We start from the raw sequence: 14,617 nt of genomic DNA, 5'->3' as shown, positions 1-14,617 counted from the left end.
CTGTGGAGAGAACCTAGCCCACGATCGAACAGATGTTCGGGAAGATGTCAGGGCGTGTCGCCCGGGATCGAGTAGGTCAGATCGATGCCGTCCGCCCAGCTCGAGCAGGTGCAGCCGGTGGGGTCCGGCAGGCCGGCCACGGCGGTCGACAGCAGCCCGGTGAGCCGGTCGAGGTTCGCCCGGAACCGCGCGAAGACCTCCTCCTGGCCGACCCCGTGGCCGGACTCCGCGCCCGCGTCCATGTCGGTGACCAGGGCGATCGCCGCGTAGCACATCCGCATCTCGCGGGCGAGCGCCGCCTCGGGAGCCCCGGTCATGTTGATCAGCCGCCACCCGGACTCGGCGTACGCCCTCGACTCGGCACGGGTGGAGAACCGCGGTCCCTCGATCACGACCATCGCTCCCCCGGACCTCACCTCCGGATCGGCGGCGAGCACGGCGCCGGAGACACCGGGGCAGTAGGGGTCGGCGAACGGCAGGTGCACCGCGCCGCTCTCGACGTACGACGGGATCCGCCGGAACGTGCGGTCGACGAGCTGGTCGGGCACCACGACGTCCCCGGGGGCGACGGTCTCGCTCAGCCCGCCGACCGCGCACGGCGCGAGCACCTGGCGGACGCCGAGCGAGCGCAGCGCCCAGAGGTTGGCGCGGTACGGGATCGCGTGCGGCGGGTGCTCGTGGTGCGGGCCGTGCCGCGGGAGGAACGCCACCCGGCGGCCGGCCACGACGCCGACGGAGATCGGCGCGGAGGGAGCGCCGTACGGCGTCTCGACGACGTGCTCCTCGGGGTCCTCGATGAACGTGTAGAAGCCCGAGCCGCCGATGACGGCGACGTCTGCGATCGTCATGCGGCCACCCTGCCAGTCGCGCGGGCGCCGAACCCCGCGATCGCGACGAGGGCGACCAGGCCGGTCGCGCAGATCGCGAGCTCCGGGTAGCCCCAGGCGCCGACCACGACGCCCGCCAGGCCGCCGGCGCCGGCCGCGGTCAGGCCCATGACGAGGTCGGCCGCGCCCTGGACGTCGGTGCGCGACTCGAGCGGCGCGTGCTGGGCGATCAGGGTGGAGGCGGCGACGGTCGCGAACGACCAGCCGAGCCCGAGCAGGAACAGCCCGGCGAAGATCTCCCACGACGTGCCCGCCGGCGCGAGCGCGCACAGCACCATCGCCGCGAGCAGGATCGCGGCGCCCTCGACGAGCACGGCGGCGCGGCTGGTGCGGTCCGCGAGGATGCCGACCAGCGGCGAGAACGCGAACATGCCCAGCACGTGCAGGCTGATCACGAACCCGATGACGCGCAGCTCCGCGTGCCCGTGCTCCATGTGCAGCGGCGTCATCACCATGATCCCGACCATCGCGGCGTGCGCGCAGGCCATGCCGAGCACGGCGAACGCCAGCACCGGCCGCTCCTTGGCGGCGGCGACGGCGCGGCCCCAGGCGGTCCCGTGCGGCGGTTCCGGTACGACGCCCGCCGCCTCGCGCGCGAGCAGCAGCGGGTCGGGCCGCAGGAGCACGCCGATCACGATCGCCGCGGCGACCATGCCGATGCTGCCGAGCGCGAACGGCCCGGTGAGCTCGGGGATCCCGAGCGCGTCGGCGAGCGCGCCGGCCGGCCCGGTGAGGTTGGGGCCGAGCACCGCGCCGATGGTCGTGGCCCACACGACCGTCGACAGCGCCCGGCCCTTGTGCTCGTCCTCGGCGAGGTCGGTGGCGGCGTACCGCGCGCTGCTGTTGGCGGCGGTGGTCGCGCCGAGGAGCACGGCGCCGAGCAGCAGCACCGCCATCGACTCCCACACCCCGGCGAGCACCGCGAGGACGGCACCGGAGGCGCCGAGGAGGTACCCGGCGACGAGGCCGATCCGGCGGCCGCGGGCGTTCATCACGCGCGCCAGGAGGTACGCCGCGATCGCGGCGCCGAGGACCTGGAACGTCTGGGCCAGCCCCGCCTGGCTCTCGGAGCCGGAGATGTCGCGCGCCAGCAGCGACGCGGTCGCGATCCCGATCGTGATGCCGACGGCGCCGACCGCCTGCGCGATGACGAGGGTGCGGACGGTCCGGCGCTGGACCGCCGCCAGGCTCACCGCTTGTTCGGAGGAAGGCCGAGTGCTCGCCATACGGAGGCCCACACCTCCTTCGGGGACACGCCGGCCGCCAGCGCCTCGTCGACGGTCCGGCCGCCGAGGTCGGCGAGCACGAACATGCTCGCCCACGACCGGGCGTAGGAGGCGCCGAGCGCGTCGTCCATCCGGATCCAGAACTCCGTGTGCTTCACCGGCGTACCGCCGACACGTCGAGCCAGGGCTGGCCCGCGGGACGGGTGCCCTGCTTGTGCTGCACCTCGACGACCTCCCACCCGGCGGCGTCGAGCGCCTCGCGCAGCGGCTGCTCGCGCCAGTAGACGAAGTGCCGCGGCGCCCCGACGAAGCCGTGCGTGGACCAGCCCTCGCCGTCGCCCTCCTTCAGCCACAGGCCGAGTGCTCCCCCGGCCCGGGTCGCCTCCGCGAGCCGCGCCAGGACGACGGGCAGGTCGGTGCGCGCCACGTGCAGCAGGCTGGCACTGGCCCAGACGCCGTCGTACGGCGTGCCCGGGCGGGCCGGGTCGTCGAGGTCGTCGCTCAGCGGGTCCAGCACGTCGGCGGCGTGGCCGCGCTCGCGGAGCCCTTCGACGAAGGCCGGGGTGATGTCGGTGCGACGCACGTCCACGCCGGCGGCCTCGAGGCGCTCCGCGTCGCGGCCGGAGCCACTGCCGATCTCGAGCACCCGCGCGCCCGCGCCGACCCGCTCGGCGAACGCGCCCGGCAGGTCGTCGTCGGGGAAGTCACCGGCGCGGACACCGTCCGAGTACGCCGCGGCATGGGCGTCGTACGCCGCCACCGTGGCACGGGCGACGGCGGCGCGGACGTCCCAGGCGTGGTGGACGAGGTCGTGGAGGTGGTAGCGCCCGATGCTGTCGACGGTGAACTCGCTGCCGTTGCTGCGGAAGCCGCGGCGCTCCCAGGCGTCACCGGGCACCGCCTCGTAGCGCGCGGCGACCGACTCCGCGGCCGCGAGCAGCTCGGCCGACACGGTCGCGGGGTCCTGCTCGCCGTACTTCTCGGCGATCGCGGTCTCGTCCTGGTCCCAGTTCACGAACGTCGGGTCGTCCTCGTCGAGCATCAGCCCGACCCGGAGGTCGAAGATCCGGTTGACGTCGCGCACGTGGCAGGCGTACTCGAGGGTCGACCAGGTCGCCGGGTCCGGCCGGACCGCGGCGTCGCCGAGGGTGAGGACCGCCTGCCAGGTCCGGGCGTTCTCACGCACGACCGTGGCGATGCCGTCCCGCGTGACCGTCGTGGCCTCGAACCCGCACTCCGGGCAGGGCTCGCTCAGGACCCAGGTCCAGTCCTTGTCGTCAGGAACGATCGCGGTCTCGCTGGTCATGGCGTCATCCTGTCAGCCGGTCCCGGACGGTCGCGCGCGAGTTCTCGCCAGCCTGCGTCGAGATGGCGCCACGCCTACACGCCGGTGAGGCGTCGCACGGCGGCGAGCCCGTCGGGTGTGCCGGGCCAGTGCCGCTCCAGGGTCTCGGGGCCGAGGCGGCGCGCGAGGTAGCGCAACGCGAACGCGATGACGACCACCTCGTCGGCCAGCCCGATGACCGGGATGAAGTCCGGGACGACGTCGATCGGGAGCACGACGTACGCGAGCAGGAGCCAGAGGCCGACGCGGATCCGGCGGGGTACGGCGGGGTCGGCCGCGACCCGGCGCAGCAGCCGGACAACGTCCGGCACCAGGCGGACCGCGTCGCGCAGCGACATCCGGCGGCCGGTGCGGCGCGCACCGACGTACAGCGCGACGACGAGCAGCAGCCACAGCACGAGCAGCCCGACCGCGGCCGCGACGAGGACGTCCCAGCCCATGTCAGCGGGGTCAGCGCAGGTCGGTCAGGAACGCGGCCACGTCGTCGACGCTGAGCGTCAGCTCGCGGACCCTGATCGGGTAGCCGAGGACCCGCCCCCGCGTCGTCGGCTCGATCCTGATCCGGACCAGCGGGCCGGATGCGTTGTTGACCAGCCACCGGCCGCGCCAGCCGTGCGCGCCGATGCTGTGGCGGCGCCACGGGACCGAGTCGACGGCCTGGATCGCGCCGCGCGGGACCGCGACCCGGAAGGACCAGCCGAGCGAGACGACCAGGACCGCGCGGGTGACGTCGATGCGCGGGCGGACGAACAGGAGCGTGAGCAGCACGCGGATGACGGGGTTGCCCCGGGGCATGCGGTGGCTGCTCATGGCAGCAGCAGCTTGTCGAGGCGGCGGCGGGCGATGAGCAGGCCGACGACACCCATCACGACCAGGTAGACGACCGAAACCAGCGACGCCCACGAGACCGTCCCGGTCGTGAGCTCGCGGCACAGCACGACGCCACGGTAGAGCGGGGTCACCTCGACGACCCAGCGCGCGACCGCCGGCAGCGCATCGATCGGGAAGAACGTCGCCGAGAACAGGAACAGCGGCATCAGCGCGAGCGTCACCCACTCGAAGTCCTGCCAGCTGCGCATGTACGTCGTCAGCGCCATGCCGAGCGCGCCGAAGCCGAGCCCGATCAGCAGCGAGGCGGGTACGGCGAGGACCGCCCACCACGACGACACCAGGCCCATCGCGACCATCACGACGAGGAAGCCCGCGGAGTAGATGCCACCGCGCAGCAGCGACCAGGTGAGCTCACCGCGCGCGATGTCCATCGTGGTCAGCGGGGTGGCCAGCATCTGGTCGAACAGCTTGTTGTACTTCAGCTTGAAGAAGAAGTTGAAGGTGCTGTCGAGCACCGAGCCGTTCATCGCCGATGCGGCGAGCATGCCCGGCGCGACGAACTCGGCGTACGGGATCTGCTCGCCGTTGAACTCGAAGCCGGTCACCAGCGAGCCGACGCCGACGCCGATCGAGAACAGGTAGAAGACCGGCTCCAGGAAGCCGGAGGCGAAGATGTACCAGGCGCGGCGGTAGGCCAGGTAGTTGCGGTAGACGAGCAGCCCGGTGGCCTCGCCGGCGGCGAGCGGGCGCGCGGCGGCGCGGGTGGCGGAGGTGGCGACGACGCTCATGAGGACATCCGCTTCGTGAGGCGACGTACGGCCCAGAACCAGCCGGCGATCGCGAGCGCGGCGAGGTAGGCCACGTGCACGAGGGCGGTGGTCAGGTCGACCGTGTCGAGGGTGAGCATCCGGGTCAGGTCGACGCCGTGCCAGAGCGGGGTGACCTTCGCGAACACCTCCATCGGGCGGTCGAGGTTCTCGATCGGGAAGAACGCCCCGGAGAACAGGAACAGCGGGATCATCCCGAGCCGGAACACCAGCGAGAACGGCGACTCGTCCTTGAGCCCGGCCGAGAACGCGTAGATCGGGGTCGCGAACGCCAGGGCGACGAGGAACTGCACGAGGAACGCGAGCACCGCGCCCCACACGGTCGAGAAGACGCCGAACGGCGCCATCACGAGCGTGAAGACCCCGCACGTCAGGCCGACGCGGAACAGCACGAAGCCGAGGTGGCCGAGGATCACCTCGCGCACGCTGAGGGGCGTGGCGGTCATCCCGAAGTAGGTCTTCTGCCACTTGATCATGCCCATGACCGGGTAGGTCACCTCGCCGAAGACCGTCTGCATCGCCTGCGCGGCGAGCAGCCCGGGCGCGATGAAGACGAGGTACGACGACGCCCCTTCGAGCTGCGCCGGGTCGTCGGTGACGTAGTCGCCGAGCAGCACGCCCATCGCGAGCACGTAGAAGAGCGGCGTGACGAACGAGGAGATCGCCGAGCCCTTCCAGGTGCGGCGGTAGACGGTCGCCCAGTAGTCGACCAGCCGGGTGGCGCCGGCGAAGGGGTTGGCGGGCGCGGTCGCCCGGTGATCGAGCTTGTCGAGATCCATCAGTCCACCAGCGTCCGGCCGGTCAGCCGCAGGAAGACGTCCTCCAGCGTGGAGCGGCGTACCAGCGTGGCGGCGGGCTGGAGCCCGCGCTCGTGGACCTTGGCGATGGTCTCCTCGCCGTCGCTGGTGTAGAGGAGGAGCCGGTCCGGCAGGATCTCGACGCGGTCGGCGAGGTCCTCGACCTTGCCGGCGTGCTGCTCGTTCTCGCCTACCCCGAAGCGCAGCTCGGCGACCTCGCGGGTGGAGTGCTCGGCGATCAGCGCGGCGGGCGAGCCCTCGGCGACGATCACGCCCTTGTCCATGACGACCAGGCGGTCGGTCAGCTGCTCGGCCTCGTCCATGTAGTGCGTGGTGAGCACCAGCGTCACGCCCTGCTGCTTGAGCCGGAACAGCCGGTCCCACACCACGTGCCGCGCCTGCGGGTCGAGGCCGGTCGTCGGCTCGTCGAGCAGCAGGACCTCGGGCCGGTTGATCAGGCTGCGCGCGATCGTCAGTCGGCGCTTCATGCCGCCGGAGAGGTCCTCGACACTGGCGTTCGCCTTCTCGGTCAGCTGGACGAACTCCAGGAGCTCGTCGACGCGCTCCTTGACCTCCTTGCGCGGCAGCCCGAAGTAGCGGCCGTAGACGAAGAGGTTGTCGCGCACCGTGATCTCGGTGTCGAGGGTGTCCTCCTGCGGGCACACGCCGATGCGCGCCCGGATCTGCGGGCCGTCGGTGGCGGGGTCCATGCCGAGGATCCGCAGCGTGCCGTCGGTCACCGGCGAGACCGCCGCGACCATCCGCATCGTGCTCGATTTGCCGGCGCCGTTCGGGCCCAGGAAGCCGAACGCCTCGCCGCGGCGCACGTCGACGTCGATGCCGCGCACGGCCTCGAAGCTTCCGAACGACTTGCGCAGCCCCGAGGCATAGATCATCGAGTCTTGGTCCACAGCAACGTCCACGAGGTGGAACCCTATGCCGGACCACCGACAGGCTCATCTGGTTTGCTCCTCGCATGACGCGCACCTCAGCCCGGTCGGGCTCCCCGTTCGAGTCCACCATCGGCTTCAGCCGCGCGGTCCGCGTCGGCAACACGGTCGCCGTCAGCGGTACTGCGCCGGTGTGGCCGGACGGCAGCTGCGACCCGGATCCCGCCGCCCAGGCTCGGCGCTGCTGGGAGATCATGCTGACCGCGCTCGAGGAGCTCGGCGGGTCGGTGTCCGACGTCATCCGCACCCGGCAGTACCTCGTCGATCCGGCGGACGCCGACGCCGTCGGCCTGGTCCACGGCGACGTCTTCCAGGGTGTCCAGCCGGCCAGCACCATGGTCGTCGTCAAGGAGCTCCTCGACCCGCGCTGGAAGGTCGAGATGGAGCTCGACGCGGTGATCCCGTGAGCAAGCCGGTCCTCGAGGGCATCACCGTCCTCGCCGACGACGTCGCCGGGCTCGCCGCGTTCTACCGCGACGCCGTCGGGCTGGTGCCCGAGGTCGTCGAGGAGCAGTACGTCGCGTTCGGCGGCGAGGGCATCCGCTTCGCGATCTTCTCCCGCCCGGGCATGGGACCCAACACCCACGACCACCCCGACTACCGGTCGCCACGCACCGGCCAGGCGTTCGAGCTGAACTTCCAGTGCGCCAGCCCGGGCGAGGTCGACGCTCGCTTCGCCCTGCTCGCGTCGCGCGGCGCCACCCCGGTCGCCGCCCCGGTCGAGACCGACTGGGGCCACTACGCCGGGTTCTTCGCCGATCCCGAGGGCAACATCCACTCCCTGTTCGCGGTCCTCGACGACTGACCACGTTGAATCGGTACTTTCCGTCCGTTCAATCGGGACTTCCGGTCACGCGGTCGGCAGAAACTCCCGATTCAAGGGACGGAAACTCACGATTCGACCGTCAGAAGTCCCGACCCACCATGGACGATGGAGGCATGCGCCGCCGTACCCCTGCCCTCGTCGCCCTGCTCGTCGCGGCCACGACGCTCGTCCCCGGCACCGCGACCGCTGGTACCGCGACGGTCGGCATCGCGACGGCCGGAACGGCGACAGCCGGCGCCGAGACCGTCCACCTGCGGCTGCGCGCGGCGATCAAGCAGCTCGACGTCGCGGCCGAGAAGCCGGCCGGCTACGACCGCGACGAGTTCAAGCACTGGGTGGACGCGGACGACGACTGCCAGGAAACCCGCGAGGAGGTGCTGGTCGCGGAGTCGCAGGTTCCGCTGGGCGGCTGCACCGTGACCACCGGCGGGTGGTTCTCCTACTACGACCACCTCACCTGGACGCAGTCCTCGGACGTGGACATCGACCACATGGTGCCGCTCAAGGAGGCCTGGGACTCGGGTGCCCACGCCTGGGACGACGACGCCCGCGAGCGCTATGCCAACGACCTCGGTGACCCGCGCTCGCTCGTCGCGGTCACCGACAACGAGAACCAGTCGAAGTCCGACCGCGACCCGGCGGAGTGGCTGCCGGACTTCGAGGTGTGCCGGTACGTCGCGGAGTGGGCGGCGGTGAAGACCCGGTGGGGACTCAGCGTCGACCGCACCGAGAAGCGCACGCTGCGCGGTCTCGCCGGCGACTGCCCCAACCGGTGGCTGACGGTCGGAATCGCCTGACGACCTGACTGTCGGTGCCGTGAGCAAGGATGGTCGGGTGACCCACCCGCTCGACGCGTTCAGCGAGCCGACGCGCACCTGGTTCGGTGCGGCGTTCGCCGAGCCGACCCCTGCCCAGGCCGGCGCCTGGGCGGCGATCGGCGCCGGCCGGCACGCGCTGGTGGTCGCGCCGACCGGGTCGGGCAAGACGCTGAGCGCGTTCCTCTGGAGCCTCGACAGGCTGCTCTCCGGCGAGCGCCCGAAGGACAAGCAGAAGCGCACCCGGGTCCTCTACATCTCCCCGCTCAAGGCGCTCGGCGTCGACGTCGAGCGCAACCTGCGCGCGCCGCTCGCCGGCATCCGGCACACCGCCGACCGCCTCGGCACACCTGTCCCGGAGCTGAGCGTCGGCGTCCGCTCCGGCGACACCCCCGCCGCCGACCGGCGCAAGCTGATCACCAGCCCGCCCGACATCCTGATCACCACGCCCGAGTCGCTGTTCCTGATGCTCACCAGCCAGGCTCGCGAGAGCCTCCGCGGGGTCGAGACCGTGATCGTCGACGAGGTGCACGCGGTCGCGGGCGGCAAGCGCGGCGCCCACCTCGCAGTGACCCTCGAGCGCCTCGATGCGCTGCTCGACCGCCCCGTCCAGCGCATCGGCCTGTCCGCGACGGTCCGCCCCCTCGAGGAGGTCGCCCGCTTCCTCGGCGGCAGCGCGCCGGTGGAGATCGTGGCGCCGCCGAGCGAGAAGGAGTGGGACCTCAAGGTCGTCGTTCCCGTCGAGGACATGACCGCCCCGGAGGAGTACGACGAGGACGACGGCGACCCGCAGCGCTCGCAGAGCATCTGGCCGCACGTCGAGGAGCGGGTCGTCGACCTGATCGAGCAGCACCGCTCGACGATCGTGTTCGCGAACTCCCGGCGCCTCGCGGAGCGCCTGACCGCGCGGCTCAACGAGATCGCGACGAACCGCGCCGAAGGGGTGTCGACCGGCTCGACCGACGGATCGCCCCCGGCCGAGGTGATGGCGCAGTCCGGCCAGTCCCACGGCGCCGCCGCGGTGATCGCGAAGGCGCACCACGGCTCGGTGTCGAAGGAGCAGCGCGCGCTGATCGAGGACGACCTCAAGCGCGGCCGGCTGCCCTGCGTGGTCGCGACCAGCAGCCTCGAGCTCGGCATCGACATGGGCGCGGTCGACCTGGTCGTGCAGATCGAGTCGCCGCCCAGCGTCGCCAGCGCCCTACAGCGCGTCGGTCGCGCCGGTCACCAGGTCGGCGAGGTCTCCCGCGGGGTGCTCTTCCCGAAGCACCGCGGCGACCTCGCCCAGACCGCGGTCGCGGTCGGGCGGATGCGCACCGGCGCGATCGAGTCGCTGCGCGTGCCGACCAACCCGCTCGACGTGCTCGCCCAGCAGGTCGTGGCCGCCACCGCTCTCGACGCGTGGTCCGTCGACGACCTGTTCGACCTCGTGAAGCGCAGCGCGCCGTTCACGAACCTCCCCCGCAGCGCGTACGACGCCACCCTCGACCTGCTCAGCGGCCGCTACCCCTCCGACGAGTTCGCCGAGCTCCGCCCCCGCATCGTCTGGGACCGGGTCACCGGCACCCTCACCGGCCGCCCCGGCGCCCAGCGGCTCGCGGTCACGAGCGGCGGGACGATCCCCGACCGCGGGCTCTTCGGCGTGTTCCTCGTCGGCGGCGAGGGCCCGGGGCGCCGCGTCGGTGAGCTCGACGAGGAGATGGTCTACGAGTCCCGCGTCGGCGACATCTTCGCGCTGGGCGCCACCAGCTGGCGGATCGAGGACATCACCCACGACCGCGTGCTCGTCACGCCCGCGCCCGGCATCCCCGGCCGGCTGCCGTTCTGGAAGGGCGACGCGCTCGGCCGCCCGGCCGAGCTCGGCCAGGCGATCGGTGCGTTCACCCGCGAGCTCGGCGCCCTGCCCCGCGAGCGAGCCCAGGCCCGGGCCCAGGAGGACGGCCTCGACGAGTGGGCCGCCGGCAACCTCGTCGCGTACCTCCACGAGCAGCTCGACGCCACCAACCTGCTCCCCAGCGACCAGACGCTGGTGGTCGAGCGGTTCCGCGACGAGCTCGGCGACTGGCGGCTGGTGGTGCACTCGCCGTACGGCACCCCCGTCCACGCGCCGTGGGCGCTGGCGATCAACGCCCGGCTGCGCGAGCGGTACGGCGTCGACGGCCAGGCCGTCGCCTCCGACGACGGCATCGTGGTCCGCATCCCCGACACCGACGCGGAGCCGCCCGCCGGCGACGTGATCGTGTTCGAGCCCGACGAGATCGAGTCGGTGGTGACCGACGAGGTCGGCGGGTCGGCGCTGTTCGCCGCCCGGTTCCGCGAGTGCGCGGCCCGGGCGCTGCTGCTCCCCCGCCGCGACCCCGGTCGCCGTTCGCCGCTGTGGCAGCAGCGCCAGCGCTCGGCGGTGCTGCTCGAGGTCGCCTCGAAGTACCCGTCCTTCCCGATCGTCCTCGAGGCCGTGCGCGAGTGCCTCCAGGACGTCTACGACCTGCCGGCGCTGGTCGCGCTGATGCGCGGCGTGGACCGGCGCGAGGTCCAGGTCGTCGACGTCTCGACCACGCAGCCGTCGCCGTTCGCGCGGAGCATGCTGTTCGGCTACGTCGCCCAGTTCATGTACGAAGGCGACTCCCCCATCGCCGAGCGTCGGGCCGCCGCCCTGTCGCTCGACCAAGGCCTGCTCGCCGAGCTGCTCGGTCGCGCCGAGCTGCGCGAGCTGCTCGACCCCGACGTGCTCGCCGAGGTGGAGGCCGAGCTCCAGCGCACCGCACCGGACCGGAAGGCCCGCGACGCCGAGGGCGTCGCCGACCTGCTCCGGCTCCTCGGGCCCCTGACGAACGACGAGATCGCGGCCCGCTCGCTCACCGCCGATCTCGCCCCCCTGGTGACGAGCCGCCGGGTCGTCGAGGTCCGGATGGCCGGCGAGGAGCGCTGGGCCGCGATCGAGGACGTCGGCCGACTCCGCGACGGGCTCGGCGTCCCGGTCCCGCCCGGGACCCCCGACGCGTTCACCGACCCGGTCGACGACCCGCTGGCCGACCTGGTCGCCCGCTTCGCGCGCACCCATGGCCCGTTCACCACCGACGACGTCGCCGCGAGGCTCGGCCTCGGCGCGGCCGTGGTCCGGCACACCCTGCAGCGGTTGGCCTCCCAGGGGCGGGTGCTCGACGGCGAGTTCCGGCCGTCCGGCTCGGGCACGGAGTGGTGCGACGCCGAGGTGCTCCGCAAGCTGCGCCGGCGCTCGCTGGCCAAGCTGCGCCAGGAGATCGAGCCGGTCGAGCCGGACACCCTGGGCCGGTTCATCCCGGCCTGGCAGCACGTCGGCGGGAAGCACCGCGGCATCGACGGCGTGCTCACCGTGATCGACCAGCTCGCCGGCTGTGCCGTCCCGGCGAGCGCGCTCGAGCCGCTGGTGCTGGCCAGCCGGGTCCGCGACTACGAGCCGTCGTACCTCGACGAGCTCACCGCCTCCGGCGAGGTCATCTGGGCCGGGCACGCCGCACTGCCCGGCTCCGACGGCTGGGTGTCGCTGCACCTCGCCGACCAGGCCCACCTGACCCTCCCCGATCCCGTGCCCTTCGAGCACTCGGAGCTCCACCAGGCGGTGCTCGACGCCCTGGCGCCCGGCGGCGCGTGGTTCTTCCGCCAGCTGTCCGACTCGGTCGGCTCGACCGACGACCGCGCTCTCTCGGCCGCTCTCTGGGAGCTGGTGTGGGCGGGCCGGATCAGCAACGACACGCTCACCCCGCTGCGCGCGCTGACCCGCAGCGGCACCCCCGCCCACCGCACCCGCCGCCCGCCGCCGCGGCTCGGCCGCCGCCCGGGCAGCGGGGTCGCCCGCACCGGTCCACCGGAGACCGCCGGCCGCTGGGCGCTGCTGCCCGAGGTCGACACCGACACCACCCGGCGGGCGCACGCCTTCGCCGAGCGGCTCCTCGACCGGCACGGCGTGGTGACGCGCGGCGCGGTCATGAACGAGCGCGTCCCCGGTGGCTTCGCCGCGGTCTACAAGGTGCTCTCCGCCTTCGAGGACTCCGGGCGCTGCCGCCGCGGCTACTTCGTCGCCGGCCTCGGCGCCGCCCAGTTCGGCACCGCCGGGGCGGTCGACCGGCTGCGCACGTTCTCCGAGGTGCCGGCGGGCGCGAAGCCGGCCGCGCTCGCGCTGGCGGCCACCGACCCGGCCAACCCCTACGGCGCCGCCCTCCCCTGGCCCGAGACCAGCGGGCACCGGCCCGGACGCAAGGCCGGGTCGATCGTCGTCCTGGTCGACGGCGAGCTGACGATGTACGTCGAGCGCGGCGGCCGCACGCTCCTGACCTGGACCGAGGACCCCGACCTGCTCGGTCCCTCGGCCGCGTCGCTCGCCGAGGCCGCCCGGCGCGGCAGCCTCGGCCGGATGACGGTCGAGAAGGCCGACGGCGAGCAGCTGCTCGGCTCCGGCCCGACCCCGCTGCGCGAGGCGCTGCAGGCGGCCGGCTTCGTGGCGACGCCGAAGGGCCTGCGGCTCAGGACCGCCCCGTGATGAGGCGACGTGCCTGAGGGCGACGCCGTACGCCGCACGGCGCGGCGGCTCGCACGGGTGCTGGACGGCCGGGTGCTGACCCGCACCGACTTCCGGGTCCCGCAGCACGCCACCGCCGACCTCGCCGGCGCGACCGTGCTCGAGACCGTGTCGCGTGGCAAGCACCTGCTCACCCGGCTCGACACCGCCGACGGACCCGTCACGCTGCACACCCACCTGAAGATGGAGGGGTCGTGGCGGACGTTCGAGCGCAGCGGGCGGTGGAACCCGCGCTCCCACGAGATCAGGGTGGTGCTCGAGACCGACGGGCCGACCGCGGTCGGCTACCGGCTCGGGATCGTCGAGCTGCTGCCGACCTCTCGGGAGGGCGACACGGTGGGCCACCTGGGGCCGGACCTGCTCGGTCCCGACTGGGACGAGGACGAAGCACTGCGCCGGCTGCGCGACCACGCCGACGAGCCGGTCTTCGAGGCGCTGCGCGACCAGACCAGCCTGGCGGGCATCGGCACCATCTACGCGGCCGAGGTGCTGTTCGTCATGGGCGTGGCGCCGACGACCCGGGTCGGTGACGTGCCGGACCTGCCCCGGATGCTGCGCCGGGTGCGCCAGATGCTCGACCAGGACTGGTCGCGGTCCAACCGGATGTGGGTCTACCGGCAGCGGCTGTGCCGGCGCTGCGGCACGCAGGTGCGGGTGGACCAGCTCGGCCCGCCCGGCATGGAGCGGCCGGCGTACTGGTGCCCGTCCTGCCAGGCGTGACTCAGGCGGCGGAGTTGACGACGCTCGCGGGCGCCGCGACCGGAAGCCGGGTGAGGCCGGCGGCGGCCTCCTCGAGCGCCACCGCGCTGGACACGTCGCGCAGCACCTCGGAGAGCGGCACGTCGAGGGCCGAGCACAGCGAGGCGAGCAGCTCCGAGGAGGCTTCCTTCTGGCCGCGCTCGATCTCGGAGATGTAGCCCAGGCTGACCCGGGCGTCGGCGGAGAGCTCGCGCAGGGTCATGCCGCGCTGCATCCGCAGGTCACGGAGCACGTCGCCGAGAAGTCGACGAAACAGCACCATGCGCGTCCCCCTTCGAGATCGAATCTCCGAGTTGTCCTGCCCCAACGCTACCGGAGCGAGGAATCTTCCCGACGCAAGACCGCCTCGAACGCCTCGAACGCCTCGCGACAGGTGCGGTCCTGGATCTGACCGCGCTTGCCCGTCAGCTCCAGCGCCACGACCTCGAGGAGCCCTGGTCCGGCAATGCCGACGAACACCGTGCCCGGCGGCTTTCCTTCCTGATCGGCAGGTCCGGCGACTCCTGTAGTCGAAATGCCGTACGTCGCCCCCATGACCGCCCGCACGCCCGAGGCCATCGCCTTGGCGCACTCCGGCGAGACGACGCCGTGCCGCTCGATGATGCCCTGCTCGACGTCGAGCACCGAGGCCTTGACCTCGGTCGCGTAGCTGACCACGCCCCCGAGGTACGTCTCCGACGCACCAGGAACGTCGGTCAGCGCCACCGCCAGCCGGCCACCCGTGAGGGACTCGGCCGTCGCGACGGTGCTCCCGCCGGCCCGCAGCAGCAGGTGGACACGCTTGAGCAGGTCGGTCACC

The 14,617-nt window shown here is 72.9% G+C and carries 16 protein-coding genes; 5 read left to right on the top strand and 11 right to left on the bottom strand.

Annotation, left to right across the window (positions count from 1 at the left end):
- Positions 1–47 precede the first annotated feature (47 nt).
- The 9 genes from MJ604_RS17345 to MJ604_RS17305 form a co-directional block, all read right to left on the bottom strand.
- Positions 48–848, bottom strand: coding sequence for an S-methyl-5'-thioadenosine phosphorylase (locus MJ604_RS17345; protein WP_243059770.1), 801 nt, complete (start codon positions 846–848; stop codon positions 48–50).
- A complete protein-coding gene (locus MJ604_RS17340; RefSeq protein ID WP_243059768.1) occupies positions 845–2,080 on the bottom strand; it encodes an MFS transporter in 1,236 nt (411 codons plus the stop codon). The genes MJ604_RS17345 and MJ604_RS17340 overlap by 4 nt, the downstream gene beginning before the upstream one ends.
- Positions 2,077–2,271: a DUF3046 domain-containing protein gene (locus MJ604_RS17335; protein ID WP_243059767.1), complete on the bottom strand. Its 195-nt coding sequence runs from the start codon at positions 2,269–2,271 to the stop codon at positions 2,077–2,079. The genes MJ604_RS17340 and MJ604_RS17335 overlap by 4 nt, the downstream gene beginning before the upstream one ends.
- The gene (locus MJ604_RS17330) at positions 2,268–3,419 is read right to left on the bottom strand and encodes a methyltransferase domain-containing protein (protein ID WP_243059766.1); all 1,152 of its coding nucleotides are present in this window, start codon (positions 3,417–3,419) and stop codon (positions 2,268–2,270) included. Before MJ604_RS17330 ends, MJ604_RS17335 begins: the two co-directional genes overlap by 4 nt.
- A gap of 74 nt (positions 3,420–3,493) precedes the next feature.
- A complete protein-coding gene (locus MJ604_RS17325) occupies positions 3,494–3,898 on the bottom strand; it encodes a YkvA family protein (protein WP_243059765.1) in 405 nt (134 codons plus the stop codon).
- A 10-nt stretch (positions 3,899–3,908) separates the two neighbouring features.
- A complete protein-coding gene (locus MJ604_RS17320; RefSeq protein ID WP_243059764.1) occupies positions 3,909–4,268 on the bottom strand; it encodes a hypothetical protein in 360 nt (119 codons plus the stop codon).
- Entirely contained in the window at positions 4,265–5,077 is an 813-nt protein-coding gene (locus tag MJ604_RS17315) for an ABC transporter permease (RefSeq protein WP_243059763.1), read from the bottom strand. Before MJ604_RS17315 ends, MJ604_RS17320 begins: the two co-directional genes overlap by 4 nt.
- Positions 5,074–5,895, bottom strand: coding sequence for an ABC transporter permease (locus MJ604_RS17310; RefSeq protein ID WP_243059762.1), 822 nt, complete (start codon positions 5,893–5,895; stop codon positions 5,074–5,076). The genes MJ604_RS17315 and MJ604_RS17310 overlap by 4 nt, the downstream gene beginning before the upstream one ends.
- A complete protein-coding gene (locus MJ604_RS17305; RefSeq protein WP_243059761.1) occupies positions 5,895–6,809 on the bottom strand; it encodes an ABC transporter ATP-binding protein in 915 nt (304 codons plus the stop codon). The genes MJ604_RS17310 and MJ604_RS17305 overlap by 1 nt, the downstream gene beginning before the upstream one ends.
- Positions 6,810–6,889: 80 nt before the next feature.
- Here MJ604_RS17305 and MJ604_RS17300 point away from each other — a divergent pair, with 80 nt between their 5' ends.
- The 5 genes from MJ604_RS17300 to MJ604_RS17280 all read left to right on the top strand — a co-directional run bounded on the left by MJ604_RS17300 (position 6,890) and on the right by MJ604_RS17280 (position 13,779).
- Positions 6,890–7,270 carry a RidA family protein gene (locus MJ604_RS17300; RefSeq protein ID WP_243059760.1) on the top strand — a complete coding sequence of 127 codons (381 nt, stop codon included), beginning with the start codon at positions 6,890–6,892 and terminating at the stop codon, positions 7,268–7,270.
- Complete coding sequence (locus tag MJ604_RS17295) at positions 7,267–7,668, top strand: VOC family protein (protein WP_243059759.1); 402 nt, start codon at positions 7,267–7,269, stop codon at positions 7,666–7,668. The genes MJ604_RS17300 and MJ604_RS17295 overlap by 4 nt, the downstream gene beginning before the upstream one ends.
- Positions 7,669–7,802: 134 nt before the next feature.
- Positions 7,803–8,486, top strand: a complete 684-nt coding sequence (locus MJ604_RS17290) for an HNH endonuclease family protein (RefSeq protein WP_243059758.1) — start codon at positions 7,803–7,805, stop codon at positions 8,484–8,486.
- A 37-nt stretch (positions 8,487–8,523) separates the two neighbouring features.
- A complete protein-coding gene (locus tag MJ604_RS17285; RefSeq protein ID WP_243059757.1) occupies positions 8,524–13,020 on the top strand; it encodes an ATP-dependent helicase in 4,497 nt (1,498 codons plus the stop codon).
- A gap of 9 nt (positions 13,021–13,029) precedes the next feature.
- A complete protein-coding gene (locus tag MJ604_RS17280) occupies positions 13,030–13,779 on the top strand; it encodes a DNA-formamidopyrimidine glycosylase family protein (RefSeq protein ID WP_243059756.1) in 750 nt (249 codons plus the stop codon).
- Position 13,780: 1 nt separating this feature from the next.
- Here MJ604_RS17280 and MJ604_RS17275 read toward each other — a convergent pair whose 3' ends face one another.
- Together MJ604_RS17275 and MJ604_RS17270 are read right to left on the bottom strand one after the other, a co-directional pair.
- A complete protein-coding gene (locus tag MJ604_RS17275) occupies positions 13,781–14,080 on the bottom strand; it encodes a helix-turn-helix domain-containing protein (protein WP_243059754.1) in 300 nt (99 codons plus the stop codon).
- 47 nt (positions 14,081–14,127) lie between these two features.
- Positions 14,128–14,616, bottom strand: coding sequence for a CinA family protein (locus tag MJ604_RS17270; protein WP_243059752.1), 489 nt, complete (start codon positions 14,614–14,616; stop codon positions 14,128–14,130).
- Position 14,617: the final 1 nt, after the last annotated feature.

This window comes from Nocardioides sp. SR21, from assembly GCF_022761125.1.
Lineage (GTDB): Bacteria > Actinomycetota > Actinomycetes > Propionibacteriales > Nocardioidaceae > Nocardioides.
Note: the sequence above shows the minus strand (reverse complement) of the source record. Positions and strands in the feature narration are given on the sequence as shown.